Source organism: Streptomyces sp. ID05-39B (assembly GCF_033794725.1).
Classification (GTDB): domain Bacteria; phylum Actinomycetota; class Actinomycetes; order Streptomycetales; family Streptomycetaceae; genus Streptomyces; species Streptomyces bobili.
In genome coordinates, this window is record NZ_JARGEF010000105.1 from 1 (window position 1) to 25321 (window position 25321).

At 71.7% G+C, this 25321-nt stretch carries 22 protein-coding genes and 3 pseudogenes; 12 read left to right on the top strand and 13 right to left on the bottom strand.

The annotated features are described in order from the left end of the window. Together P1P75_RS22255 and P1P75_RS22260 are read left to right on the top strand one after the other, a co-directional pair. On the top strand, positions 1–478 hold a 478-nt coding region (locus P1P75_RS22255; RefSeq protein ID WP_319258010.1), incomplete at its 5' end, for a VOC family protein. A gap of 44 nt (positions 479–522) precedes the next feature. After that, positions 523–885 carry a DUF488 family protein gene (locus tag P1P75_RS22260; protein ID WP_319258012.1) on the top strand — a complete coding sequence of 121 codons (363 nt, stop codon included), beginning with the start codon at positions 523–525 and terminating at the stop codon, positions 883–885. Positions 886–1018: 133 nt separating this feature from the next. On the opposite strand, the gene P1P75_RS22265 is transcribed toward P1P75_RS22260, so the two are convergent. From P1P75_RS22265 to P1P75_RS22275, 3 genes are read right to left on the bottom strand one after another with little or no spacing between them, the layout of a single operon-like run. Then, the gene (locus P1P75_RS22265; RefSeq protein WP_319258014.1) at positions 1019–2269 is read right to left on the bottom strand and encodes an FAD-dependent oxidoreductase; all 1251 of its coding nucleotides are present in this window, start codon (positions 2267–2269) and stop codon (positions 1019–1021) included. 31 nt (positions 2270–2300) lie between these two features. Beyond that, entirely contained in the window at positions 2301–3416 is a 1116-nt protein-coding gene (gene tal, locus P1P75_RS22270; protein ID WP_319258016.1) for a transaldolase, read from the bottom strand. Positions 3417–3451: 35 nt separating this feature from the next. Beyond that, entirely contained in the window at positions 3452–4261 is an 810-nt protein-coding gene (locus tag P1P75_RS22275; protein WP_319258018.1) for a helix-turn-helix domain-containing protein, read from the bottom strand. A gap of 483 nt (positions 4262–4744) precedes the next feature. Here P1P75_RS22275 and P1P75_RS22280 point away from each other — a divergent pair, with 483 nt between their 5' ends. After that, positions 4745–5026, top strand: coding sequence for a SpoIIE family protein phosphatase (locus tag P1P75_RS22280; protein WP_319258020.1), 282 nt, complete (start codon positions 4745–4747; stop codon positions 5024–5026). Positions 5027–5226: 200 nt separating this feature from the next. Here P1P75_RS22280 and P1P75_RS22285 read toward each other — a convergent pair whose 3' ends face one another. The 5 genes and pseudogenes from P1P75_RS22285 to P1P75_RS22305 form a co-directional block, all read right to left on the bottom strand. Beyond that, positions 5227–5685, bottom strand: coding sequence for a cyclic nucleotide-binding domain-containing protein (locus P1P75_RS22285; RefSeq protein WP_319258022.1), 459 nt, complete (start codon positions 5683–5685; stop codon positions 5227–5229). A gap of 299 nt (positions 5686–5984) precedes the next feature. Further along, positions 5985–6467 carry a hypothetical protein gene (locus tag P1P75_RS22290; protein WP_319258024.1) on the bottom strand — a complete coding sequence of 161 codons (483 nt, stop codon included), beginning with the start codon at positions 6465–6467 and terminating at the stop codon, positions 5985–5987. Next, complete coding sequence (locus P1P75_RS22295) at positions 6464–8212, bottom strand: glycoside hydrolase family 15 protein (RefSeq protein WP_319258048.1); 1749 nt, start codon at positions 8210–8212, stop codon at positions 6464–6466. Before P1P75_RS22295 ends, P1P75_RS22290 begins: the two co-directional genes overlap by 4 nt. A 134-nt stretch (positions 8213–8346) precedes the next feature. Next, positions 8347–8535: a hypothetical protein gene (locus P1P75_RS22300; protein WP_319258053.1), complete on the bottom strand. Its 189-nt coding sequence runs from the start codon at positions 8533–8535 to the stop codon at positions 8347–8349. Between the two features lie 385 nt (positions 8536–8920). Then, positions 8921–9016 (bottom strand): annotated as a pseudogene (locus P1P75_RS22305) (hypothetical protein); the annotation flags it as partial. 685 nt (positions 9017–9701) lie between these two features. Between P1P75_RS22305 and P1P75_RS22310 the strand changes: the two are divergent. Continuing rightward, positions 9702–10919: a cation:proton antiporter gene (locus P1P75_RS22310; protein ID WP_319258050.1), complete on the top strand. Its 1218-nt coding sequence runs from the start codon at positions 9702–9704 to the stop codon at positions 10917–10919. A 297-nt stretch (positions 10920–11216) separates the two neighbouring features. Here the strand turns inward: P1P75_RS22310 and P1P75_RS22315 are convergent, their stop codons facing one another. Further along, positions 11217–11687, bottom strand: coding sequence for a TrkA C-terminal domain-containing protein (locus P1P75_RS22315; protein WP_319258026.1), 471 nt, complete (start codon positions 11685–11687; stop codon positions 11217–11219). 212 nt (positions 11688–11899) lie between these two features. Between P1P75_RS22315 and P1P75_RS22320 the strand changes: the two genes are divergently transcribed. From P1P75_RS22320 to P1P75_RS22330, 3 genes are all read left to right on the top strand, one after another. After that, a complete protein-coding gene (locus tag P1P75_RS22320; protein ID WP_319258027.1) occupies positions 11900–12334 on the top strand; it encodes a hypothetical protein in 435 nt (144 codons plus the stop codon). 472 nt (positions 12335–12806) lie between these two features. Next, positions 12807–14306, top strand: coding sequence for an FUSC family protein (locus tag P1P75_RS22325; protein ID WP_319258029.1), 1500 nt, complete (start codon positions 12807–12809; stop codon positions 14304–14306). Positions 14307–14819: 513 nt separating this feature from the next. After that, on the top strand, positions 14820–15860 hold the full coding sequence (locus tag P1P75_RS22330; RefSeq protein WP_319258031.1) for a lactonase family protein: 1041 nt from the start codon (positions 14820–14822) through the stop codon (positions 15858–15860). 139 nt (positions 15861–15999) lie between these two features. Here P1P75_RS22330 and P1P75_RS22335 read toward each other — a convergent pair whose 3' ends face one another. The 3 genes and pseudogenes from P1P75_RS22335 to P1P75_RS22345 form a co-directional block, all read right to left on the bottom strand. Further along, positions 16000–16929, bottom strand: a complete 930-nt coding sequence (locus tag P1P75_RS22335) for a hypothetical protein (RefSeq protein ID WP_319258033.1) — start codon at positions 16927–16929, stop codon at positions 16000–16002. Positions 16930–17087: 158 nt separating this feature from the next. Next, positions 17088–18119, bottom strand: coding sequence for a BadF/BadG/BcrA/BcrD ATPase family protein (locus P1P75_RS22340; RefSeq protein WP_319258035.1), 1032 nt, complete (start codon positions 18117–18119; stop codon positions 17088–17090). Further along, a pseudogene (locus P1P75_RS22345) lies at positions 18116–18343 on the bottom strand (hypothetical protein); the annotation flags it as partial. The pseudogene P1P75_RS22345 and the gene P1P75_RS22340, both read right to left, overlap by 4 nt. A gap of 250 nt (positions 18344–18593) precedes the next feature. Here P1P75_RS22345 and P1P75_RS22350 point away from each other — a divergent pair. Beyond that, complete coding sequence (locus tag P1P75_RS22350; RefSeq protein WP_319258037.1) at positions 18594–19271, top strand: uracil-DNA glycosylase; 678 nt, start codon at positions 18594–18596, stop codon at positions 19269–19271. Between the two features lie 271 nt (positions 19272–19542). Here the strand turns inward: P1P75_RS22350 and P1P75_RS22355 are convergent, their stop codons facing one another. Beyond that, positions 19543–20088 (bottom strand): Pycsar system effector family protein, encoded by a 546-nt coding sequence (locus P1P75_RS22355; protein ID WP_319258039.1) that lies wholly within the window; start codon positions 20086–20088, stop codon positions 19543–19545. Positions 20089–20258: 170 nt separating this feature from the next. Between P1P75_RS22355 and P1P75_RS22360 the strand changes: the two genes are divergently transcribed. From P1P75_RS22360 to P1P75_RS22375, 4 genes and pseudogenes are all read left to right on the top strand, one after another. Then, on the top strand, positions 20259–20915 hold the full coding sequence (locus P1P75_RS22360; protein ID WP_319258041.1) for a Crp/Fnr family transcriptional regulator: 657 nt from the start codon (positions 20259–20261) through the stop codon (positions 20913–20915). A 196-nt stretch (positions 20916–21111) separates the two neighbouring features. Continuing rightward, entirely contained in the window at positions 21112–21999 is an 888-nt protein-coding gene (locus P1P75_RS22365; protein ID WP_319258043.1) for a hypothetical protein, read from the top strand. Next, entirely contained in the window at positions 21999–24035 is a 2037-nt protein-coding gene (locus P1P75_RS22370; RefSeq protein WP_319258045.1) for a hypothetical protein, read from the top strand. The genes P1P75_RS22365 and P1P75_RS22370 overlap by 1 nt, the downstream gene beginning before the upstream one ends. Positions 24036–24141: 106 nt before the next feature. Then, positions 24142–25321, top strand: a pseudogene (locus P1P75_RS22375) (hypothetical protein); the annotation flags it as partial.

Here is a 25321-nt window from a genome sequence, read left to right on the forward strand (position 1 = left end):
CACCACGACCGAGGCCAGCCGCGGACCGCTCCCGGCGGAGCCGCACTCGGCCGGAGTCGGATCACACGCAAGCGGTCCGCGGCTGGCCTCGGTCGTGGTGTTCGTCAATGACCACGACGCGTCGGCGGACTTCTACCGGGAGCTGCTGAACATGGAGGTCACGGTCCGCACGGCCACGGCCGCGCTGCTCGTGGGCCGAGGAGGATTCCAGGTGTACGTCCGCGCCGTGGGCCCGCGCGCTCCCCACCCGGTGGGTCACGTCGGCGCGCAGTACGTGATCTGGACAGCGGACGGCCCCGAAGACTTCCAGCGGTGCGAACGCGTGCTGCGATCCCAGTCCGAGCGTGTCTACACCCGGCAAGGGGAGGGTTTCACCCTCATCGAAGGCCGGGATCCCAGCGGTTTGCCCGTGCTGGTGGCCTACCCGGGGCCGGACGAAGTCGCGCGACTCGAAATCATCTCCCGCTACTACGTGTGAGGGCGCAAGAGGCGAAGCACCCAGCTCAGCTAGGAGGCCCCTGCGTGGCACGCAAGAAGACGGTGCACGTCCGTCGCGTCTACGAGGCTCCGGAGCAGGCCGACGGCGCCAGAGTGCTGGTCGACCGCATCTGGCCCCGGGGGATGACGAAGGAGAAGGCCCGTCTCGACGAGTGGTGCAAGCAGGTCGCACCGTCCACGGAGCTGCGCAAGTGGTACAGCCACGACCCGGAGCGTTTCACCGAGTTCAGCCGCCGCTACCGGGTGGAACTCGACGATCCCGAGCACGCGGAAGCGCTTGCCCATCTGCGCGGCCTCGCCGAGGAGCGGACGGTGACGCTCCTGACCGCGACCAAGCGGCCCGAGATCAGTGAAGCCGAGGTCCTGGCCGAACTCCTCCGAGGCTGACGACCGGGCACAGCGTGCCGGGGGTCGACTTGACCGTTTGCTCACCAGCGCCACCCCGGGCCCTTGACGGACAACCTGCTCGAAGCACGGCCGGCCCTCTGGTGAGCCGGGACGCTGTTCCGTAGCCCCGGCGTCAACCCGCCGGGTCGGATGCGCCGAGGAGGTCGGCGAGAGGCACGTCGGTGTCGGCGAGCTTCTTGGGGTCGACCACCCGTCCGGAGGTCACCAGAGTGCGGATCGGATCGGTGACATCCCAGACGTTGACGTTCATCCCGGCCAGCACCCGGCCCCCGGACAGCCAGAACGCGATGAATTCTCGAGTGTCGATACGGCCGCGGAAGACGACCTGGTCGTAGCCGCCGGGCTCGACGTAGCCGGTGTACTCCATGCCCAGGTCGTACTGGTCGGTGAAGAAGTAGGGCACGCGGTCGTAGGACACGTCCTGGCCGAGCATGGCCTTGGCGGCGGTCTGCGGCTGGTTCAGGGCGTTGGCCCAGTGCTCGACGCGGATGGGGGTGCCCAACAGCGGGTGGAAGGCGTTGGCGACGTCTCCGGCGGCATAGATGTCGTGGTGGGAGGAGCGCAGGTGGGCGTCGACGCGGACGCCGTTGCCGGTCTCCAGACCGGCCGCTTCGGCAAGCTGGGTGTTGGGGGTGATGCCGATGCCGACGATGACCGCGTCGGCCTCGATGCGGCTGCCGTCCGCCAGCAGGACGCCGTTGGCCCGGCCGTCGTCGCCAGTGATCTCGGCCACGCGGACGGCGCAGCGCAGGTCGACTCCGTGATCGGTCTGCAGGTCGGCGAAGATCTGGGCGGCCTCGCGACCCAGAAGCTTCAACAGGGGCAGCTCTCCCGCCTCCAGCATGGTGACCTCGACGCCGGCGGCGCGGGCGGCGGCTGCGGTCTCCAGGCCGATCCAGCCCGCTCCGATCACCGCGATCCGGGAGGCGGACGCGAGGGTTTCCTTGATCCGGTCGCTGTCGTCGAGCCGGCGCAGACAGAGCACACCGTCGAGGTCGGCTCCGGGCACCGGCAGGCGGCGCGGCGAGGAACCGGTCGTCAGCAGCAGTTTCGCGTAGCCGAGGGGGCTGCCGTCGGCGAGGGACACCTCGTGGGCGGCCGGGTCGATCGCCGTGACCGTGGTACGCAGACGCAGATCGACGTCGTGGTCGGCGTACCACTGGGGCGGATGAACGTAGACGGTTTCGCGCTCGTCCTTGCCCAGCAGGTAGCCCTTCGAGAGCGGGGGCCGCTCGTAGGGGCGCTCGCTCTCCTCTCCGAGCAGGACGACCGGGCCGCTGAAGCCCTCCTCCCGGAGGGTCTGCGCGGCTTTCGCGCCGCCCAGCCCGGCTCCGACGATCACAAATGCGGTGTGCGCGGTCATGTCCGCTCCTCTGCTGGGATCGGCGGCGGCGTCAGGCGGCGTCGCGCTCGGTGTTCAGCACGGTCTCCAGACCATCGAACAGTTCGGTCCCGGAAGCCGTGAACTTGGCGATGCCTTCCTCCTCCAGCACGCGCACCACGTCGCCGTAGGACACGCCGACGCCCTCCAGGTCGTCCAATATCCGCCGGGCTGCCGCGTAGGTGCCGTGGATGGTGTCGCCCTGGATGCGGCCGTGGTCGGCGACCGCGCGCAGGGTCTGCTCCGGCATCGTGTTGACCACACCGGGCGCCACCAGTTCGGTGACGTAGCGGGTGTCGTCGTAGGAGGGGTCCTTCACCCCGGTGGAGGCCCACAGCGGGCGCTGGGGGCGCATTCCGGCCGCGGCCAGCGCCTGCCACTCCTGGGAGTCGGCGGCCCGCTCGAAGCGCTGGTAGGCCAGGCGTGCGTTGGCGATCGCGGCCTGTCCGCGCAGGGCCCGTGCCTCGGGCGTGCCGATCTTGTCGAGTCGGCTGTCGACCTCGGTGTCCACCCGGCTGACGAAGAAGGAGGCGACAGAGGCGATGGATGCCAGATCGCGTCCGGCCGCGTGCGCCTGGGCCATGCCGTCCAGGAAGGCCCGAAGGACTTGGTCGTAGCGGTCCAGGGAGAAGATCAGGGTCACGTTGATGCTGATGCCCTCGGCGAGCGCCGAGCTGATCGCCTGCAGGCTCTTGTGGGTGGCGGGGATCTTCACGAACAGGTTCGGCCGGTCCACCAGCCACCACAGGGCACGCGCCTCGGCGATCGTCGCCGCGGTGTCGTGGGCGACGCGCGGGTCGACTTCGATGGAGACCCTTCCGTCCACCCCGCTGCTGGCCTCGTACGCCGGGCGCAGCTCGTCGCAGGCCCAGCGCACGTCGAATGCGGTCAGCAGCCGCACGGCCTCCTCCACCCGCACTCCGCGCCGGGTCAGATCGCCGATCTGCTCGTCGTAGCGGTCACCGGAACGGATCGCCTTGGCGAAGATCGTCGGGTTGCTGGTGATGCCGACCACCCGGTGACCGCGCACCAGGTCGGCGAGCCCGCCGCCGGCGAGCCGTTCCCGGCTCAGATCATCGAGCCAGACCGCCACGCCTTGGGCGGTCAGCCGGTCCAGGTTCTCACTCATGATCTTCTCCCTTGCGTCGCATCACGTGATGCCGTTCAGGGCGCGCTGTCCGGCTGCTGCAGCGGCATGGAGCCGGGCCCCTTCAGGCCGGTGCCCGCGGCCTGACCCGGCTCGCCGCGGCCGCCTTTCGCGGCGCGCAGTTCCACGCAGCAGCGTCCGGGGTGCGGCGCGAGGACGGCGACGATCCCCAACGCCCGCACTCCGGTGAGGAATCCGCCGAGGAAGGCGTGGTTGATCCCGCACACCAGCTCGGGGGAACGGGCGGCGAGGGGGTGGAAGGGGCAGTTGAGCAACAGCAGCTCGGTCGGTGCCTGGCGGTCGGGCTCGAAGCCGTGCTGCTCCAGCACGGCCTCAGCGAGGGTGATGGAGCGCTCCGGCCCGAGGCGGCCCGGACGGCTGCGGGCGCGCGTCGCGGTGCCGAGATCCTCACCGCGGCGGCGGGCCGCGCGCAGTGCGGCCATCTGCGTGTCCCCACGTGGCTCCGGGTCGAGGAGCGCGTCGAGGAGGATCTCCGCGAGCACGTCGGGCCGGCGCTCCGGGATGCTGATGCGGATGTCGGTGTCCGCCGGTTCGTAGACCTTGGGCTTGCGGCCGACCCTACGGATGCCGTCCGGGCTGTCGTAGCGGGAGCGCAACAGTCCGGCGGCGACGAGCTTGTCGAGATGGAAGGCTGCCAGCTTCGCCGAGACGCCGGCGTCCGCGGCGGCTTCCTCCCTCGTCACGGGCCGGTGGGTGCGCCGCGTGAAGCCGTACAGCCGGCGCCGCACCTCGTCCGCGAGGACGGTGACCGCTTCCAGGCCCGCAGCGGGCGGCGGAGACGAAGCCGGAGTCAGGTCAGAGTCCATACCTCCACAGTAACGCCAATCACGATGGGAGGAACTTGCTCCGCCCGCCCATAATCCCACTGTGCTGCGCAGAGAGAAGATAAAACTAATGCTGGTTGGCGAAATTGGCGGAAAAAATGCCGCCCCTCGGGAAGTCGATCGCCTCATCGACCCGAGCCGCAGGCCACCATCCAAGAGTCCGCACCCGAGCAGGCAGAGCAGGCACCCGCACCACGGCACCACCCACACCCCCTCACCCATACCCCCGCACCGAACTGAAACAGCCACCGGAAGACCCATTCCACATCGTGCGTAGCCGCGCCGCGCCGCGCACGGCCGGCGGACCGGCAACGCCAGTGGGAGGCACGCGACGCGCGGGGAGCCTCTCCCCTCGGATGAGAGCCGACGGACATCGGGCAGGCGAACAGGTCGGGTGCCGTCACGGCGCATCAGGAATATGGTCGCCCTATGAGTGACACTCGGTGTGAGTGTTGCGCCAGTGCCGTGCCGGAACTGACGGCCACCTGCGACCGGTACGCCCGCTATCCGACCTGCGAGCTGCCCCTGCTCCCCGGCTCGATCCTGGCCCTGTACACCGACGGACTCATCGAGACCCCCGGCGTCGACCTGGACGACGCGACCGCCGAACTCGCGCACCAGATCCAACAGATCGAAAGCGAGAGCATGGACGCCCTCGCAGACGCCCTGCTCGACCAAGCCATGAAGTCCGCGCCACGCCACGACGACATCGCCCTTTTGCTGATCAGGACCTTCGCGGGCCAGTGACGGGCTGCTCGCATCTCCCGTTCTCGGTCGGGGTTCGCAGCCGCCCCACCGGAGGGCCAGGCCCAGCGCCCCGAAGATCTCACTCAGGTATCCCTCTATCCCCGAACCGCTGCCACTCCTCGGGCCGATCTGCCGCGGAGACACGGCCGCCCACGCCGGAGCGAGTTCGCTGGTGTCCTGCGTCGGCGCACGGTTGCCGGTCAGGACCTCGGGCCGCTGCCAGCAGGCCCGTACAGATCCAGCAGGCGGGTCCGGGTGGACTGAAGTCGGTTCCCCACCACGGTAGCTACACAGCGTGTGATCGACAGTCCCAGCACCGGATCCTCCTCGATCAGGGTGCGCACCGCCGCCGCGTCGAATTCCAGTGCGTGCACCGGGCCGTGCGCCTCTGCGCCCAGCTGCCAGGTGTGCGGCGGGACCAGCCACGACCAGCCGAGCAGCTCACCCTGGCCGATGGCGTCGACAGTGGCCGCCCGGCGGCCGGGGACGTGTACGTCGAGAGCAACCAATCCGGTGATGACGGTCCAGAACCGGTCGGCCTTGCCGCCCTCCTCGAAGATGCGGGCGCCTGCGGGGAAAGACACGTCGACAGCGAACTGCAGCAAGCGGTCGCGGTCTTCGGGCGACAGCAGACTCAGCAAATTTGTCGTGGTGGCCATTCGGGCCTCCTGTCTCAGACCTACCGTGTGCGCGAAATTGCTTTCGGAGGAGCGGCGCCGGCCGGGGTTCGCGCGCAGCCGATCCGCTACCGGTCGGCTCGGGACGCCGCAGAAGCTGCCCAGGCTGCCGGCCGGAGGACGCCGCTTCATGTGGGTGGGCCATAAGGCCCCCTTCCGCCTTCGACCGCGATACGAGAGCTCCCTTCGGGAGGGTTCCCGGTCCGGTTTCCACGCTACCCGGACCGAGTCCTGCCAGCTGGAAACGTGCCGCGGGCCCATGAGGGCGAGGCCGCGGACTGTCAGCCTGGCGGTGTGAGGAACCCTCCGACGATGGCGCCGTAGGCGAGGTGGGCGGTGAGGGTGACGGCTGGTGTGCCGGGTCCGTAGTTGAGCATGAGGAAGCCGGGTGGTTCGAGCAGTGCGACGTGGGGGGCGCTGGTCTGGGGTGTGCCCATGCGGGGGTGGACGAGTGGCAGCAGGATGTTGACCAGTGCGGTGGCGGCGAACAGGCCGTGGACGAGGCCGAAGACGCATCCCAGCCACCAGCTGCTGTGGCCGAGGGCGACGAAGGCCGCGTAGTACAGCAGGGCGAAGATCTGGCCGTTGACGAAGTGCGCGCCGTAGCCGATGGCCTTGGCGCGGGTCCGGTCGCTGCTGAAGGCGGTGCCGAGCAGGAACGGCAGGTCGATGCGGGTGAGGTTGAAGGCGTTGGCCGCGCGCAGCGCCGTGGTCAGGACCAGGGTGCCGACGAACCCGCCCGCCAGCGCGGCCCAGATGCTCATGGGGTCTCCGCGATCGCGCAGGCGGCGCTGATCAGGGCCAGGTGGGTCAGGCCCTGGGGCAGGTTGCCGAGGAAGGCGCCGGTGGCCGGGTCGATCTCTTCACTGTAGAGGCCGACGTCATTGGCCAGGGCGACGAGCTGGTCCATGAGGTGGGCGGCTTCGTCGGCGCGGCCGGTGCGGGCGAGGGCTTCGGCGAGCCAGAAGGAGCAGGCGAGGAAGGCGCCTTCGGTGCCGGGTACGCCGTCGGGGCTGAGGTAGCGGCTGACGTAAGGGCCGTCCTGCAAGGCCCGCTGGATGGCGGCGACGGTGCCGAGCACGCGGGGATCGTCGGGCGGGCGGTAGCCGTGGAGCAGTCCGAGCAGCAGGGCGGCGTCCAGGTCGTCGCTGCCGGCGGAGCGCACGTAGCTGTCGAGACGCGGGCTGAAGCAGCGGTCGTCGACGAAGGCGGCGATGGCCTGCCGCTCGCGCCGCCACCTGAGGGCGTTCCGGTCCGGAATGAGGTGGCGTTGCGCCAGGTCGACAGCGCGGTCCAGGGCGAGCCAGCTCATCATCTTGGACTGGGTGAAGTGGTGGGGCTCGCCGCGTACCTCCCAGATGCCCGCATCCGCCTGCTGCCACTGGGTGCAGACGAAGTCGGCGGTCTCGGCCAGCCTGCGGGCGATGTCCGCGTCGAGCCGCCGGCCTGCGGTGGTGTACAGCCAGGCGGTCTGCATCAGTTCCCCGTAGGTGTCCAGCTGGAGCTGGTCGGCGGCGGCGTTGCCGATGCGTACGGGCGTCGAGCCTCGGTAGCCCGACAGGGGCAGTGTCCGTTCGGGGGCGCGGGTGCCGCCGTCGAGGCGGTAGAGGACGCGCAGGCGGGGGTGAGTGAGCTGGGAGGCGTGCATGAGCCACCAGAAATAGCCGGTGGCCTCCGGCGCGCAGCCCAGCTTCAAGAAGGCGTCCAGGGTGAAGGCGGAGTCGCGGATCCAGCTGAAGCGGTAGTCCCAGTTGCGTTGTCCGCCGAGGGATTCGGGCAACGAGGTGGTTGCGGCGGCGGCGACCGCGCCGGAGGGGGCGAAGACCAGCAGCTTGAGGGCGAGGGCGCTGCGCAGAACGGCCTCGCGCCATGGGCCGGCGTAGATGCGGCGGTCCGTCCAGTGCCGCCAGGTGGCTGTGGTGTGATCCAGGCGGGCCTCGCTCTCGGTGCGCGTGGGCAGGACCAGCGGTTCCTGGTGTGCGTACGGGAGCGCGATCAGCGCCCGGCTGCCGGCATCGGACCGGAAACGGGCTGTGACGCTGCCGGCGGTGGGCTGCGGTCGGCCGGCGGCCCAGGCGCAGACCGCGACGGCGTCCGGGCCGGAGGTGAACACCGGGGCGCCCGATCGGTGGCCGAGGCGCGGTGCGTGGGCGCCGTAGCCGAAGCGTGGCTGGATGCTCCAGCGCATGGGGACGCTGCCCGCCAGTCCCTCGATCCGCCGCACCAGCTCCCGCCCCGGTGCCAGGGACAGGGCGTCCGGCAGGGTCAGCGCGTCCGTCAGCCGGACCGTGCCGCCCGCGGTCGTGAACGTCGTCTCCAGCACGTTCGTGCCGGGCAGGTAGCGGCGGACGCTGCTGTAGGGCACGTCGGGCCGGAGAACGAACTGGCCGCCCCGGGCATCATCGAGCACAGCGGCGAAAAGGGTCGGCGAGTCCAGGTCCGGCCAGGCCAGCCAGTCCACGGAGCCATCGGCGGCCACGAGGGCTACGGAGCGGCCGTCCCCGATCACCGCGTAGTCCCGCAGCTCCGCATACCCGCCGGCACGGGCGGGCGGGGAAGCCGTGGCGGCATGCGGCCTCGTCGGCGCCTGCCGAGCATCCTTCGGCGCCGGTGATGCCGGACCCGGTCCGGGCGGTATGGCCGTCACCTGCGCAGGCGTCCTTTCATTGTTGCCCGGCCTCGGCCGGGGAGATCGGTGAGCCCGGCCGGGGTCACCGCGGGTCCGGCGACCGGGTCGGTGAGCCTGCCCGACAGCAGCCGTCGCCGAGCCGGACCGTGGAGCCGGATCGAGACGCCGCCGACGCTGAGCGGCGCGGTCCGTGGATCGCTCACGCGCTGTTCCTCCTTCCCGCTCGGCTGCAGGGCGAAGACCGCGGGCCCGCACCCTGGCCTGCACCCGGCATGGCGCCGTCGGCCGTGTACGGCTGCCGCCGGCGGCGGGGCGGCCAGACCGCTGTGCGGGCGCCGCACCCGCCGGGCGCGCCTCGTGGTGGCCGACCACAGCTGTCCATAACAGCCTGCTGGGACGGGGCCTACGGGGCAAACCCAGGCAGTGGTGTTCGACGAGCTCCGCCCGCGCCGCGCGCCGTCCACCGACCAGGACGGCGGGTCGGTGTCGGCTGCTGGTGTGTCGATGCCGCGGTCCACTTCGGCGCAGGCCATCACCGTGGGCGCCGCCGGTGCATGGCCAGGCGTCGATATCGCTGTCGCGACCTCCGGTGGTGGTCGCCGCGCTCCTGTTCACGATGACGTCGTGGCCGGTCAGCGGGCGGCCGTGGCAGTTCATGGAGATGTGGGAGAACAGCCGGTGCTCGCACGGGTACCGGCTCCTCGACCTTCCGCGCCGGTGGCCGACGACCGATGAGCACAACAATTGCCGCGATCCATTCTCCGTTTACTTACGGTATGTAATTACACGCCCCCTATGTCTCGTTAATCGTGCGGTAAGCTTCTTTACCGAGCCTTGACGCTCCATTGAGCGGCTGTTCGCTCATTGCGTGGGTTCGTTTTCCCGGGAGTCGTGAAGTCTCGGTGCGAGGGGGGCATGACATGGATCGAGTCGTCCGGGCCGTCGATGTGCCTGGAACCGGGGCCTCGTGCCGTCCGGCCGTCGCGAATCTCAGGGCCGTGCGCATCGACAAAACGGCCCGTGACAGCGTGCCTGAATCGGGCCGCGCCCATCTCAGGGGCTGACCTCCCGGCCCGACGTGACACCAGGTGGTACCCACCCGGAAACACACCGCCGCCCGGCCGGCCACGATTGCTCGGCCCGCGGGTAGGTGAGCCGGGGCCGAGCAACCCTGCCGCCCGGCAGGGCTCGGGCACACGCCGACTGGCCTCAGCCCTGGCGCTCACGAGCACGCCGGGACCGACCGGTCATGCCTGACCCGGCCATCCCGTACGTCCGGCCGTATGCCGAGCTCACCGGCAGCCGCGCGCCGCCCGAATCCACGAAGGCACTGACGCCGCCGCCGATCCGAACCGGAGGACAGACGCCCGTGCACAACACCACCGCCATGCTCATCGAACTCGGGGCCATCATCCTGGCCCTGGGACTGCTGGGACGCCTCGCCGGACGAGTGGGCTTCTCACCCATACCCCTCTACCTGCTGGCCGGACTCGCCTTCGGCCACGGCGGCATCCTCCCGCTCAGCGCCAGCGAGGAGTTCACCGCCACCGGCGCCGAGATCGGCGTCATCCTGCTGCTGCTCCTGCTCGGCCTGGAGTACAGCGCCTCCGAACTCGTCACCAACCTCAAGACCCAATACCCCTCGGGTGCAGTCGACTTCGTGCTCAATGCCGTGCCGGGCGCCGTCGCCGCACTGATGCTGGGCTGGGGTCCGGTGGCCGCCGTCGCGCTGGCCGGCGTCACCTGGATCTCCTCCTCCGGCGTGATCGCCAAGGTCCTGGGCGACCTGCGCCGGCTCGGCAACCGCGAAACCCCCGTCGTCCTCGGCGTCCTCGTCATCGAGGACCTCGCCATGGCGCTCTACCTGCCGATCCTCACCGCCCTGCTCGCCGGCGTCAGCCTGGCCGGCGGCGCCGTCACCCTGCTGATCTCCCTGGGCACAGTCGGCGCCGTCCTCTACCTCGCACTGCGCCACGGACGGCTGATCAGCCGGGCGGTCTCCTCCGACAACGCGGAAATGCTCCTGCTGGTCGTCCTCGGCCTCACCCTCCTCGTCGCCGGCATCGCCCAGGAACTCCAGGTCTCCGCGGCCGTCGGCGCCTTCCTCGTCGGGATCGCCGTGTCCGGCGAGGTCGCCGAAGGCGCCAGCAACCTCCTCACCCCGCTGCGGGACCTGTTCGCCGCTGTCTTCTTCGTCTTCTTCGGCCTGTCCACCGACCCCGCCGCCATCCCGCCCGTCCTCGTCCCCGCTCTCCTGCTCGCCATCGTCACCGCATGCACGAAGGTCGCCACCGGCTGGTACGCCGCACGCCGCGCCGGAATCCAGGGCGCGGGCCGCTGGCGAGCCGGCGGCACCCTCGTCGCCCGCGGCGAGTTCTCCATCGTCATCGCCGGACTCGCTGTCGGTGTCGAGCCGCGCATCGGGCCACTGGCCACCGCCTACGTCCTGATCCTCGTCATCGTCGGCCCGCTCACCGCCCGCTACACCGAGCCGCTGGCCCGCCGCCTCACCCGTCGGGCCACTGCGTCGGCAACGGCCTCCGCCCTCGCCGATACGGAGCAGGCAAAGTCCCACGCCAAGGTCTGAGGCACCGTCGGGCATGAAGCGGCACTTCCGGCCGTGCAGCCCCACCCGGGACGCAAGGTCTCCACGACCACGCGGGTCCCCGGTCCGGTCGGCGAACGCCACACCGGCTTCCAGGGGACCCGCAACCCGGCAACTGGCAGGAGGGCCAATGACCGTGCACGACAGGCTTGGCGCGTTTCTCGACGGTTACGTCCGGATCCTGGCGTACGCGCGTCCGGCGAACCGGCCGAGCAGCCCCGGGCCGAGGATGATCGCGCCGAACTCGATCAGGGAGACCGCTGACGAGTGCGCCGCGGATCACTCCCGCCCGAGGATCGCCGCAGCGGCTTCGACGCCCTCACGGGTGCCGATCAAGATCAGGGTGTCCCCGCCGGCCAGCCGGAAGTCCGGCCCCGGGGACGGGATCGCCTCGGCCCGCCGCAGCACCGCCACGATCGAGACGCCGGTCTCGGTACGCATCCGGGTGTCGCCCAGCACACGCCCGTTCCAGTGCGACGTCGCCGACAGCTCGATCCGCTCGGCCACCAGCCCCAACTCGGTCGTCGACAGCAGGCTCGGACTGTGATGCGCCGGCATGAGTGCGTCGATAAGGGCCGCCGCCTCACCCGAGGTCAGCCGCACGGACAGCGCACAGGCGTCCGGATCGTCCTTGCGGTACGCGCTCAGCGTCCGCGCCCCGTCCCGGTGCGCCACCACCGACAGGGGACGCTGCTCCCGCGTGGTGAGGTCGTAACGGACCCCGATCCCCGGCAACGGCGTACTGCTCATGCGCGCAGCACCCACGGTTGTCTCCCTGTCTGGTTCCGGCGCTTCTCTGGGCAAACTCTCATGACACCCTAACGACGGCCCGGAATTCGGCCTTCGCCAGTCCGTCCCGAGCCGACCGGGGGACCGGCTGCGTCCGATCGCCGCGGCACCAGAGCCGTAGGCACGACTGACGTGTGCCTCCACTGACGGGGAGCACCGGAAGGAAGCGAAAAATGATCGAGTGGGTGTCGCTCAGCACCGGGGCCCGGCCCGTCCCCCGCCCCGTGCCGACGCCGCTGGTGTGGGCCGCGGCCTTCGCCGGCGCGCTGCTGCTGGTGGCGCTCCTCAATGCTCTGGTCGGCACGGACCGGCCCTCGCTGGCCCTGGCCGGACTCTCCCTGCTGGCCACGCTGTTGGGTCTGTGCGCCCGATTCACCGCGGCCCCCGGCACGGCCGCCCTGTGCTGGCTGTTCCTCAACGGCTTCGCCATCCCGCCCGCCGGCACCCTCACCTGGGCAGGGCACCGCGACACGTTCTGGCTCGCCTGCCTGCTCGCCGCAACCATCATCGGCACGGCGCTGGCCCGCATGACCCACGCCCGCGCCGCCTACCGCCGAATCACCGAGGGCGTTGTGGCGGCAGATCCGGGCGACGGGCCGGGCTGTTGAGCAGGGTCGGTGTCCAGGGACGATCGGCTCACGGACGCCGGAGAGATTGACTCGCTCGAGCCGGGTCCGGTACGTCTTCGCGATCGTCGAGGAGCCGGCCGAGTGAGACGCGACGAAAGTCGCCGCGAGACCGCAGACGAGTGTGGCGTGTGGCTGCCAGAGTCCGGTGGAGTAACTCAGGCGCTGTCCAGGGCCTGGGTGAAGTCTGATCCATTGGCCTCCCACCGGTCGAGATCGAGGGTGAATGTCTGGACCGTTGGCACAGTCAATGGGGCAACGGTTGAGCCACCGTGCCTTGAGGTGGTTATCTTTGCCCCATCCATGTATTTGAGGCGCCGCGTAGCGCCGGACGGCGACGAGGCCGGGTCCGGACCGCGGTGCCTTCGTCGTGCCTGCTTGTTGTCCGCCACCCGGGACGACCGTGGGCACGACGCAGACCACTGCGAGGGGGCGGCGCACCGCCGTGAAGAGGATGTTCGTGGCTCCGGACCCGGGGCGCTTGAGGCTGCGGAACGCCACCCGCGCTGTTGTCGGTGTCGCTGCTGCCGTCGCCATTTCCGAACTCTGCGGGCTGTCGCTCACCGCATCGATCACCGGAGGGCTCGCGGCACTGCTTGCCCTCTTCACGGTCACCGATGCGACGGTCCGTGACCAGCGCATCACCACCGCCCTGCTTCCCGCCGTCGGATTCCCCGTGCTGGCGCTCGCCACCACACTGCACGGCATCACCCCGGCCCGTGACGCCGCGTTTCTGGCCGTCGTCTTCTGCGGGGTCTACGCCCGCCGCTGGAGCACACGGGGGCACGCGCTCGGGATCTTCGCGTTCATGAACTTCTTCATCACGCAGTTCCTGCACGCGGTTCCCGCTCAGTTGCCCGAGCTGTACACCGCCGTGGGCCTTGCGCTTTTCGCGGCCGGCGCCACGCGCTTCGTGCTCTGGCCCATCGAGCGGCGGACTCCACCTGCGGCGGCCCCGCCGGCCCTGCCCGGCAGCGGATTGGCGCGGCCCACCACCCGGCAAGCTTTCCAGGCCACTGCCGCCTCGACTCTCGCGCTTCTGGCTGGGCAGACGCTCTCCGAAGAGCGCTGGTACTGGGCCGTCGGTACTGCCTGGTGGATCTTCGTCAACACGGCTTCTCGCGGCGAAACCCTGGTCCGTGGTTTCCGCCGGGTCTTCGGAACCGTGATCGGTATCGCCGTCGGCCTGCTGGTCGCCATTCCGCTGCACGGCGCGCCCGCGCCGACGGCCGCCCTGGTCGCCGTCTGCGTCTTCGGCATCTTCTACACTGCCGCCGTCTCGTATTCCTGGATGATGCTGGCAGTGACGGTTATGGTCAGCTCGCTGTACGGCCTGCTGGGCGTGCTGGACCCCAACCTGCTCGGGCTCCGTCTTGCAGAGACCGCTGTGGGCGCGCTGTGTGCCGTGCTGGCCGTGGCCCTCGTCCTGCCGGTCAGCACGCATGCCACGAACGATGCCTGGATCCAGCGGGCACTGCACTGCGTGCACACGGTCACCGCCGAGGCGACGGCTCGCCTTGCTGGAGACCCGGAGGGCGACCCTGCCCCGCACGCCGCCGAACTTGAACTGCTGCTCGGCCGGGTACGGATGGCGCTTGCCCCGCTGATGCACCCTTTGACTCCCTTCCGTGCCCGGAAAGCCCGTGCCCGCCAGGTCATTGAGCTGCTCGACGACTGCGCTCGCGAAGTGCGGGGTCTGGTGTCCGTTGCCACCGATCCTGTCGCGTCGCACGACGCCCGTCTGGCCGCAGCCTGCTGGCGCGTCGAGGCAGCGGTGGAGGCACTCACTGTCAGCGACCTGGGGCGCAGGCGAGTGGCGTCCACCAGCGGCGAGACGCCTCAGCGGGACGGGACGGAGTCGGCCCTCGTGCATCTGCGTGGCCTGGAGAAGGCTCTGTCGGAGCTGGCGATGCCGCTTGGGTCGTCTCCGCGCCCTCCACTTGTCCGTTCCTGAACGGGAGGAGGAGCGTCGGCCCACGGTCCAGCGCTCCCTGCCAGACGCCAGACGCCAGACGCCAGACGCCAGACGCTCATAGCCGTTCGTTGAGAACTTTGGCTGTTCTCTCGTGAGGGAGCCCGGCACGAGGTGCCGGTAGATCCGGTAGGTGGCCTCGATCCCGGCCTGCTCGCGGTCCGCCTCGCCGGGACCGGTGTGGGCGCACTCGGCGCCGTACTGGCGGTGCTGTTCGTCCTGCCCGGTACCACCCACACACACCGTCACCGACGCCTGGACCCAGCCCGCGCTCTGAGTCCACGCCTGCCCCGCCGAGGCCGCCGCCCGGCCCACGCGCCCCGGCGGCCCCGCCGCCACGCCCGGTCGGCCGTGTCCCGTCCCCTGCCGACCGCTCGCGCCGCGCGTCCAAACCCCGCCGCAGGCTGCCATGTCGCCCCCTCGGCCTTGGTCTAGACCGCGCGTGATCGACTGCTACCGTCGGCCCGAACAGCGGCGGCACGAGAGGGGACAGCGGTGGCAGACGTCGGCAGGCGGCCCCAGCGGGCGTTCATCGGGTCGTTCACGGCGGCCGGCGGCCCCGGCATCGTGGCGGCGGCCGTGGACCCGCACAGCGGCGCGCTGACCGTCCTGAGCAGCGTGAACACCCTCGCCGACCCCGCGTACCTGGCCCTGTCACCGGGCGGCAACACGCTGTACGCCGTCAGCGAGACCGCCGAGGGCGCGGTCGCCGCGTACAGCGTGGCCGGGGATGTCCCGGAGCCGCTGGGGCCGTCCGTGCCGGTCGGCGGCAGCGGTCCCACGCACCTCAGCGTGTTCGACGGGCACGTCCTGACCGCCAACTACGGCTCCGGCAGCGTCACCGCCGTCCCCGTCCGGTCCGACGGCACCCTCGCCCCGGCGGCCTCCGGGCTGCTTCAGCACAGTGGCGCCGGTCCGCACACCCGGCGCCAGCAGGGGCCGCACGCCCACCAGGTACAGGCCGACCCGAGCGGACGCTGGGTGGTCAGCGTGGATCTCGGGACGGACTCCGTGCGGGTGTGCGACCTGCGCGACGGCACCCCCGTCCTGCACCGTGAGTCCGCCCTGCGTCCCGGCTCCGGCCCCCGCCACCTGGCCTTCCATCCGGGCGGCGGCCACGCGTACGTCGTCAACGAACTCACCCCGACCGTCACCGTCTGCCGCTGGGACGCCCCCGACGGCTCACTGAAGCCGCTCGCGGAGGTCCCCGTACTGCCCGGCGCGCCCGCGGGGGACGCCTACCCCTCCGGCATCGCCGTCTCGCCCGACGGACGGTTCGTGTGGACGGCGACCCGCGGCGAGGACGTGCTGTCGGTGTTCGCAGTCGAGGGCGGCGGAGAGGCCCTGCGCCTCGTCGGCACGGTGTCCTGCGCGGGCCGCTGGCCGCGGGCGCTCGCCGAGTCGGCCGGCTTCCTGTACGTCGCGAACGAGCGCTCCGGCGACGTGACCTGGTTCGTCCTCGACCGGGCCACCGGGCTGCCCCGGCGCGGCGGATCGGTCCGGGTGCCGGCGGCGTCCTGCGTAATCCTCGGCTGAAACCACTCTGCCCACCCTGCTCACCCGCACGAACGCAAGCACCCAGGCACGAACAGGAACGACGAAGGGCCCGCTCCTCGGTCGGGGAGCGGGCCCTCTCGGCGTCCTTACAGGTGGTACGGGCTCACGCCCGCCTCACCTACGACTGGCGGGCCGGTGTGCCCTGCGGCTGCTTGGGCGCGATGCCCAGGGCCGTCGTGTACTTGGCCAGGGCGAGCTTGCCGATGGCCGGGTACGGGCCGAGTGCCTCGGCGGACGCGCAGCCCGCCTCCCTGGCCGCCTCCTCCAGCAGCGTGGAGTCGATCTCGGGACCGATGAGGTACGGCGCCAAAGCCAGGTTCTGGGAGCCGGAGCCGCGCAGCTGCTCGGCGACGGAGGCGATCGAACCCTCCTGGTCGAGGGCCGCCGCCATCACCGGCACGGCCAGGCGCGCGGCGAGCAGCATGCCGGTGATCCCGGCGGCCTGCACGGCCTCCTCGCCGCCCACGGAGGCGAGGATGATGCCGTCCGCGGCCGTCGTCACGGTGAACAGGCGGGCGCGGTCGGCGCGGGCCAGACCGGCCTCGGACAGCCGCACGTGCAGCGCCTCGGCGAGCAGCGGGTGCGGTCCGAGGACATCGGTCAGGTCGGCCGCCACGCGGCTGTCCATGACGGCCTGGCGGACCTGGCGCAGCAGGGCGCTGTCCGGACCGGCGAGCAGCGGCACGACGACGGCGACCGGGCCGTCGGGCTCCTTGACGTCCACCCCGGCGGCGCGGGCCTGCTCATAGCGGGCGGTGCGCTCGCCGGCGGCATGCGCCAGGACGGACTGGAGGGTGGGGAACTCCGCGTCGTCCCCGTCGAGGTACCCGATGCGCGCGTCCAGACCGGGAAGCTCGGAGCGGGCGATGCTCACGACTTCCTCGGCGAGGCCGCGGACGGCGGCGCTCGGCGTACCCGGCACCGCGAGAACGAGCGCGGGCGCGCCCTCGGGAGCCGCCAGGGGCTCGGGTCGGCGGTGCCGCCCGGGCTGGCGGGGGCGCGGCATTCGTACAGGGAGGCCGGACGCGGGCCCAGTGGGGGAGCTCATGGCGCCGCATGTTACTGGCTTCCTGGGCTCCCCTGTTCGGGGAGGGTGCAGGTGAGCGGTATCCGTCCGGTTTTGTCTGATGAGTTACGTACGGATCAGAAGTGATCAGCATGTATTCCGGGCGACTTGCCCTCGAAGGGGGCAATCCCCCCTTTCCGTCATGACGTGCCGTTCACGCCGCCGGACGCGTCGCAGCCACCCGCAGGAGCCACCCACAGCATCGTCTCGTCGACGGGCAGACCGAGGCTGCCGGCCGCGAGATCGGTGGCGAGGCGGACGGCACCGTCCAGCGGATCCCCGGCCGCCGGCACCCGCCGCGCGTACGGCAGCCGCCGCGCCAGTTCCTCGGTCAGCGGTTTCAGGAGCGGCTCGCCCAGGTTCACGAGGCCGCCGGTGACGGCGACGCGGGGGCGGGCTTCCGCGTCCGGCGGGCAGACCGCGGCGGCCGAGTCGGCGATGTGCCGGGCCGCCGTGCGCAGGATGCCGGCGGCGACCTGGTCTGCCGCCGCGCAGGAGGCCACCCGGGGCGCGAAGGAGGCGAGGACGGCGGGGCGGTCGGGGCGCGGGTAGAGCAGGCCGGGCAGGCCGGGCACAGGCCCGAACTGCTCCTCCGCGCAAGCCAGGAGTGCGGCGGAACCGCCGTCCCGGCCGTCGTGGGCGCGCAGGGCGGCTTCCAGACCGGCCCGCCCGATCCACGCGCCGCTCCCGCAGTCGCCGAGCAGATGGCCCCAGCCGTCCGCCCGGTGCCAGGCCACCAGATCGGTGCCGACCGCGATCAGTCCGGTTCCGGCGGCCACGACGGCCCCCGGACCGGTGCCGAGCGCACCGGCGTAGGCGGTGACGGCGTCGGCGGCCAGGGCGGTCGTGCCGACGCCGAACTCCCGCGCCAGGGCGCCCGGCAGCTCGGCCCGAAGTGCCTCGCCGAGGGTGGCCAGCCCGGCGGCGCCGATCACCGCCGCGGTCGGCCGGGACACACCGGTCTCCGCCTCCAACGCCCGCACCATGGGCACCAGTTGCTCCATGAGGTGCCGGGGGTCGATGCCTCGCGCGCCGGTCCGCACGGGGACCCGCGACGACCGTGAGGCCGGCTTGCCTCCGTCGGCTCTGCCGAGAGCCACCCGCAGTCCGGAGCCGCCCGAGTCCACGGCGAGGACACCGGGGGAGGGCTCCGTACCCGCGGGCGAGGTCACGGCAGGCGCCGGTCCACGGGCCGGCCGCCCTGCCGGATCAGCAGGTCGTCGGCCCGGCTGAACGGCCGCGAACGCAAGAACACACATTCCGCCGGCATGGGCGAGGGATGCGCCGACTCCACCGAGGGCGGGAGCCCCGGGCCGGTGTTCGGCTCCCGGCAGATGGTGATCGGGCTGCCGGGCAGCGGCCGTACGGCGGGCGCGGCCGAGACGGACCGGCCCACCGGGGGTGCGGGCGTTTCGAGATCGGGGTTTGCGCGGTGAGAGGCCGGCGAGACGTGATGACCATGGCTCAGTGGCTCGATCATTGGCTGCAACCGGCTCCCTTCCTTCCCGGTGACCGTCCGCGCGATCTGCAGCAGCGGGCTCGATGACCTTGACGAGGAGGAAGAGTAGCGCCGAGACGGGCGTACGCAGGTGAGGGGCCTTCGTGTGTGCGCGGGACCCAGGTGTGAGCCAGTAGGGTGACGTGTTGTGGCACCACGACCTTTGCATGAACTTGTTGAAGCAGGCTGGGCGAAGGCTCTGGAGCCTGCGGCTGAACGTATCGCCCACATGGGTGACTTCCTCCGGGCCGAGATAGCGGCCGGCCGGACCTACCTTCCGTCCGGGGCGAACGTCCTGCGGGCCTTCCAACAGCCCTTCGACGACGTTCGGGTCCTGATCGTCGGTCAGGACCCCTACCCCACACCGGGTATGGCGATCGGGCTGAGCTTCGCGGTCTCGCCGGAGGTGCGTTCGCTGCCGGGAAGCCTGGAGAACATCTTCCGGGAGATGCACTCCGACCTCGGGCTGGCCAAGCCGTCGAACGGCGATCTGACGCCGTGGACGCAGCAGGGTGTGCTCCTGCTCAACAGGGCGCTGACGACGGCCCCGCGCAAACCCGCGGCGCACCGCGGCAAGGGCTGGGAGGAGGTCACCGAGCAGGCGATCAGGGCGTTGGCCGCACGGGGCAAGCCGCTGGTGTCGATCCTGTGGGGGCGTGACGCGCGCAATCTACAACCGTTGCTGGGGGAGCTTCCGGCGATCGAGTCCGCGCACCCGTCCCCGATGTCGGCGGACCGGGGCTTCTTCGGTTCGCGGCCTTTCAGCCGGGCCAACGACCTGCTGCTGAGGCAGGGCGCCCAGCCGGTGGACTGGCGACTTCCGTAGGCAGACTGCGCCCAGGACTCGGCGGGCGGCAGGCAGGCTGCCCGTGAGGGCCTGGCGGGCGGCCTTCCGCCCGGGACGCTCCCGGTCGATCCGCGAGGCGGACGCTGATGACGGACACGGGCGGTCGACCGGCCGCTTCCGCGGTGTGTCTGCGACCCAGATCTGCCGATCGCTCGGCTCGGGAGCATGGCGCCGACCGCATCCCCGCCCGGGGCGCCGGGGCGCGCCGGGCGTGTGTGGCCCACTGGAGGCCGGTGCGGTCCGCGATCCGTCAGCCCGTGACGGCCGCGGCCAGCGCGGCCGTCACCAGGCCGGAGGCGGCCAGGACCAGGGAGGCCTGGGTGTAGCGGTGCTTACGCCAGGCGATCTTCGACATCACCACCAGCTGACGGCTCAGTGCGGGCAGCGGGTCCGTCGTACGCAGGATCTGCGCGAGGTCGTCGGGCGCCAGACCGCGCAGGTCGCCGAAGTAGATGAAGCCCTGGCCCGGCCGGGAAACCTGCGTGTCCCTCATGCGGGGCGCGACCGCCAGGACGGCCAGCAGGACGGCGACCGTCAGCAGCCCCATTCCCACGGTCGCCAGTGCCGGGACGGACAGGCCCGGCACAGCTCCGCCGGCAGCGGACCGCGACGAGGAACGGAGAACGGCGGTGAGGGCCAGAGCCGCCGATTCGACGGTGAGTGCGAATACCGCCTTGGCGTCCACCTTCCCCGTCCAGTCGGCGAGCGCCGCGTGAATGCGCCAGGCGGTTTCGCCCGCGGTCGCCTGGGTGGAAACCGGGGAGGCGGACGGCGAGTTTCCCGAAGGGTCAGACATATGCGTCTCCTTGTGGCGCGAACGGCCGCTTCCACTTGTATCTCGACCGTGTTCATCGGTCTGCGTCATTCGGCGCACGCCAACTTCCCTGTTCTGTAAGCTCCCTTCCACGCGGACAGGGTGGGGGAGGCCTTTTCGTGTCAGAGGAAAGATCTTTTTCGGGCCGGCATATGGGCCATGAACCCTTTACCCCAGATGAATTGCTCTATTTTCGCGCGGCGGGCCGGGTCCGTAGCTGGGAACGTGGCGTGTCACTGATGCGGGAGGGGGGTCCGCCCGACTACGTGGTGCTCGTGCTGAGCGGACTCGCCAAGGTCACCGCCGACTCCGGCAACGGCTACACGAGCGTGCTCGCCCTGCGCGGGCCCGGCGAACTCGTCGGCGAACTCTCCTGCCTCGACGGCACCCGACGTTCCGCGACCGTCACGGCGCTCGAACGGCTCGAAGGCGTGAGAGTCGGCAGTGAGGCGTTCCTCCGACTGCTCAACACCCATGCCTCATTGACTCTGGCCGTGCTGCGCAGCGTCGTGGGACGGCTGCGGGACTCCGACACCCTGCGCACCGAGCGGGGCGCGCGGTCGTCCCGGTCGATGCTCGCCCGGGTGCTGCTCGACACAGCCGTACGGCACGGAGAACCGGTCGACGACCCGCGGGGCGCGCTCGCTGTCCGTATGAACCAGCAGGAGCTCGCGGGCGCCGCGGGTGTCTCCCGTGAGTCGGTGGTGCGCTCGCTGCGCGCCATGCAGGAGGCCGGTCTGGTCACCACCAGCCGTGGCCGGACCTGCGTCCTGGACCTTGCCGAAGTCCGGCGCTGGGCCGAGGAATGAGCCGTGTCCGCGGGTGACCGCCGCGCTTGCGCGTGACGGCCGTGATCGCTGTGACGCGGTACGTCATCCGGTGCTGTGCGTCATCTGACGCTGTGGACCGACCCGGGCCCCGGATATGCATGGCGAGGGCACTGTGGACCGCCGGTCACGGGGCGGTGGTCCACGGTGTCGCACCTCTCGTAAGAAGGATGGATCGATGAAGCCCAAGACCCAGGTCTACTCCATACTCGTCGTCGACATCGAGAGATTCGGCCGACGAGCCAATCCGGTCCAACTCTGGCTCAGAGAACGGATGTACGAAATCGTTGGAAAGGCGTTCTCGGAATCCGGGATCGATGTCGAGAGCGGTCCGAAGCCGTCCGACCGGGGGGACGGATTCTTCTGGCTGCTGTCGGGAACGGACCGCACCGCGCTCACCGGGCGGTTCGTCGAGGTGCTCGACCAGAAACTGCGCGCCCACGCCCGCACGAGCAACGAGGAGGGCGCGCTGCGGCTGCGCGTCGCACTCCACCAGGGCGACGTGACGGACGACGGTCCCGGTTGGGTCGGCGAGGAACTGAACACCGCCTGCCGCCTGGTGGACATCGAACCGCTGCGTACGGCGTTGGCATCCGGGCCGCGGGCCGGTCTCGCTCTGGCCGTCTCCGGGGATTGGCACCGGCAGGTCGTCCGCCACGAGGACTCCTCGGTGGCGAGTGACACCTTTCGGTGCGTCCCCTTCGACGCGAAGGAGATCCGGGGCGCCCAGGCCTGGATCAGGGTCCCCGGCTACGACGCGCCGCCCGGTATCTCGGGCACGCGCACCGAAGGCGCGAGCCGGGGCGCGGCCACCGGTCGCGACGGCGGGACCACCCGAGCCGACGGCGGTGCTGCGCAGGGCGACGGTGGGAACACCCGCGGCGAGGGCGGGCGCGGGGACGGTGCGGCACCGGCCGGCCAGGGCCCCTTCGCGGGCGCCCGGTTCGACCGGGTCAACCAGGTGTTCGGCGGGGACCAGATCGTGCACGGAGGACAGACCTTCCAGTGGGGCTCCGACCCGGAGGAGTCCGCCGCACGCGACGGCGGAGACGGGAACGGTGCCTGATGGCGGACGACCCGCCCCCCGGCGGCCCACAGCCTGATCCGACACCCGAGCCGCACGGCGTCCCGAAACCCCAACAGGGCCTGCGCGAGGGCCTCTCGGCGCTGCGCGGCACCCGCGGAGCCTCCGGGGAGCGGCTCGACGCGGAACGCGACGCCGTCAACGGCCTGCGAATATCGGCGGCCCAGGTGTTCGGAGGGGACAGCTACGTCTTCCAGGTCAGCGGCACCGCCGCGAGCCCCCGGTTCTACCGGCTGACCGCCGAGAACCTGGACGAGACCCGGGAGGCGTTCGCACCGCCCGGCGGCATCGACGCGGTCGTCCGTGAGGTGGCGGCCCGTGCCGTCACCGTCCTGCGCGGACCGCACGGCACCGGCAAGGAGGCCCTGGCCCGAGCCGTGCTCCAGCAGGCGGGACACCGCGTCCTGCACCTGCTGGAACCCTCGACCGACCTCGCGCTCCTCGACGACACGGCCCTCACCCCCGGCGTCGGCTACCTCCTGCCCGACGTTCCCCAACGGGGCGCGGACCTGCTGAGCGCGTTCGAACTCCAGCGCCTCGAAGCCCTGTTGCGCCGCAAGGACTGTCGGCTCGTCCTCACCGCCCAGGCCGCCGTGCAGTTCACCGACCCGCGCGTACGGCCCGCCGTGACCGACGCACCCGGCCCCCCGCCCCTGCGCGCGATCGTCGCCCGCCAACTGGGCTGGCGGCTGGGCACGGCCGGCGCCGCCCGCGCCCGGCGCATCCTCGCCCGCCCCGACGTCGTACGGCTGCTGCGCGAGCGGCTCGGCGACGGCGTGGACGCCGGGACGGCGGCCGACCTGGGCCGCGACCTGGCCGGGGCCGCGGCGGCGGTCGGCGACGACGAGATCGTCGCCCGGGTCCGGGCCCGCAAGGACCTGCACGAGGAACAAGCGGTCGCCCACTGGCTGCACGACATGGCGGACCTCGCCGAACAGTGCCTCGCCGTCGGCATCGCCGTGTTCGGCGGGGAGGCGTACGAGACGGTGGCCACGCTCTCCCGCGACCTGGAGGAACGGCTCCAGGTCGCCGAGAGCCCCGACAACCCCGTACGTCCCCGGGGAACCAAACTCACCGGGACCCGCACCGCCCGGCTGAACGCCGTCCGCGCCAAGCTGGTGGACTCCGAGGTCGCCACCCGGCACGGCGGCGCACGCGGCAAGGTGGTCCGCTTCCAGGACCCCGGCACCGCTCGACGGGTCCTCGACCACGTGTGGAGCGAGTTCGACGTGATGCGCGACGCTCTGCCCGGCTGGCTGCGAGACTCCGCGGCCCGGGGGCTGTCCACCGTCGGTGTGCGCGCGGCGGTCGGCGCCGGGACGATGGCCCGGCATGACTTCGAAACCGTTCGGGCCCGTATCCTGCGGCCCTGGGCGGCCGACAAGGACACCGAACTGCGGGACGCCGCGGCCATCGCGCTCGGCGTCGCCGCCCGGGAATCGGGCCACGCCCTCGCCGCGTACAACCTGGTCATGGCGTGGAGCGCGGACCACCACTCCCCGGAACTGCGGGCAACCGCCGCGCGCACCTGGCGCGTCGTCTTCGAACGCGACGGCGACGAACAGGCCTGGGGCTGGCTGCACCAGTTGGCCGGGGCGAAACACGTGGCCGTCATCGAGGCCCTGTGCCGCAGCCTCACCGAGTACATGGCCCTCGACGGCGGCCGGTACCGCTCCGACGCCCTCGACCTGCTCGACCAGTGGGCGGTCACCGGCCTGCACGACCCGCAGCGCCGGGCCTTCGGCGAGCTGGCCTTCCTCTACGCCGCGGCCGACCTGGTCGGCCCGCCGCCCCCGTCCCCCGCCGGACGGCGCTGCTCACCGCCACCGCACACGATCCGGTGCAGCGGGCGGACATCGCCGCCCTGTGGCGCCAGACGGTCAACTCGGCGCTCACCTACGGCATGGCGCACGACGTCCTCACCGACTGGGCCCGTCTGGTCGACCACGACCCGCGCGGACGCGCGGCTCTCGCGCTGCTGCTGGCCGACGTCGCCGGCGACCGGCGCACGAGAGTGATCCTTCGGCATCTGGCCGACGGTTGGATCCGCGGCACCGCGGGAAGCAGCGCTCCCCGTTGCGGCCACCGTCTACTCGCCCGTCTCGACGCAGGGAGCGGCTCACCGTGACACCACAGGAAGCAACACACCAATCCCTCTTCACGGGCCCGCTGCCCGTGAGCATGTCGGACCGGGGCGGCTCGGTACGCCCGGGCCAGGCCATCCTGTTCAGCAGCGAGGAAGGCGAACTGACCGAACTGCCGCGCAAACCCACGGCGTTCGGCTCTCTGCGCTACCGCTACCGGTACGAGGTGGACCTGTCGGACCACACGGTGAGCTGGTCGGAGCCGCTGCAGAGCGGCACCGGCGGATTCCACTTCCAGGCCGCGTTCGAGGCCCGCTGGAAGGTCTCCGAGGCGGCGGAGGTCGTCCGCCGCGGCATCCGCTCCGTCGGCGACGGGCGGGACGCGGTGTGCGTGGCCATGCGCGACCTGCTCTGGCCGCACGCCGCGCGGTACGGGATCGAACGGATGGAGGAGTTCGCCGGGTTCGTGCGGGGGTCGCTGTGCAGTCGGCCGCACCGGCTGGCGACCGGCCTCACCGTGGACTCCCTGATCGTGCGGATCTACCTCGACGAGGCCGCGGCCGGCCATCTGCGAGCACTCAAGCAGCGCGACTTCGACAAGCAGCTCGCCGTCGCGGGGCACGCCGTGGCGATGACCGAGCACACCCTCGACCAGGAACTCCAGACCGAGCGCAGGCAAGCACTGCTGGCGGCGGCTCGCGGCGAGGGCGGCCTGCTGGTCGAGCTCATCGCTCAGGACCCGTCGAAGCTTCACGAGATCATGCGTGAACTGGGCCAGCGGCACGACGTGGCGGTGGAGCAGAAGGGCCGCATGCTGCGGGACCTCGTCGAAGCGGGCCACATCCAGCCCGCCGAGGCCCAGCAGATGTGGTACGAGATGCACAGCCCGGCCCCGCTGTTCGGCGGCACCGCCGCGCTCCCGGGCACTGCGCCCACCGCTCCCCCCGCGCAGCTGACGCAGGGACCTGCGGCGGTTCCGGCCGGCCATCCGGCGTCGGCCGGCCCTGCGCCCGGCGGCCTGCCGGGCGGCGCGACCGGGGGCCCGGCCGTCGTGGCGGGCACGGTGGTTCCCGCCGCGGGCGCACAGAAGCCGCCCAAGCCCCGGCGGCGCGCGGGAGCGACGGCGTTTCCCGCCGCCGGTACGGCCACGTCGATACCCCCTGCGGCCGATCCCGCTCCGCCTGTCCCACCCGCCTCGCCGCAGGCTGCTGCCCCCGTCC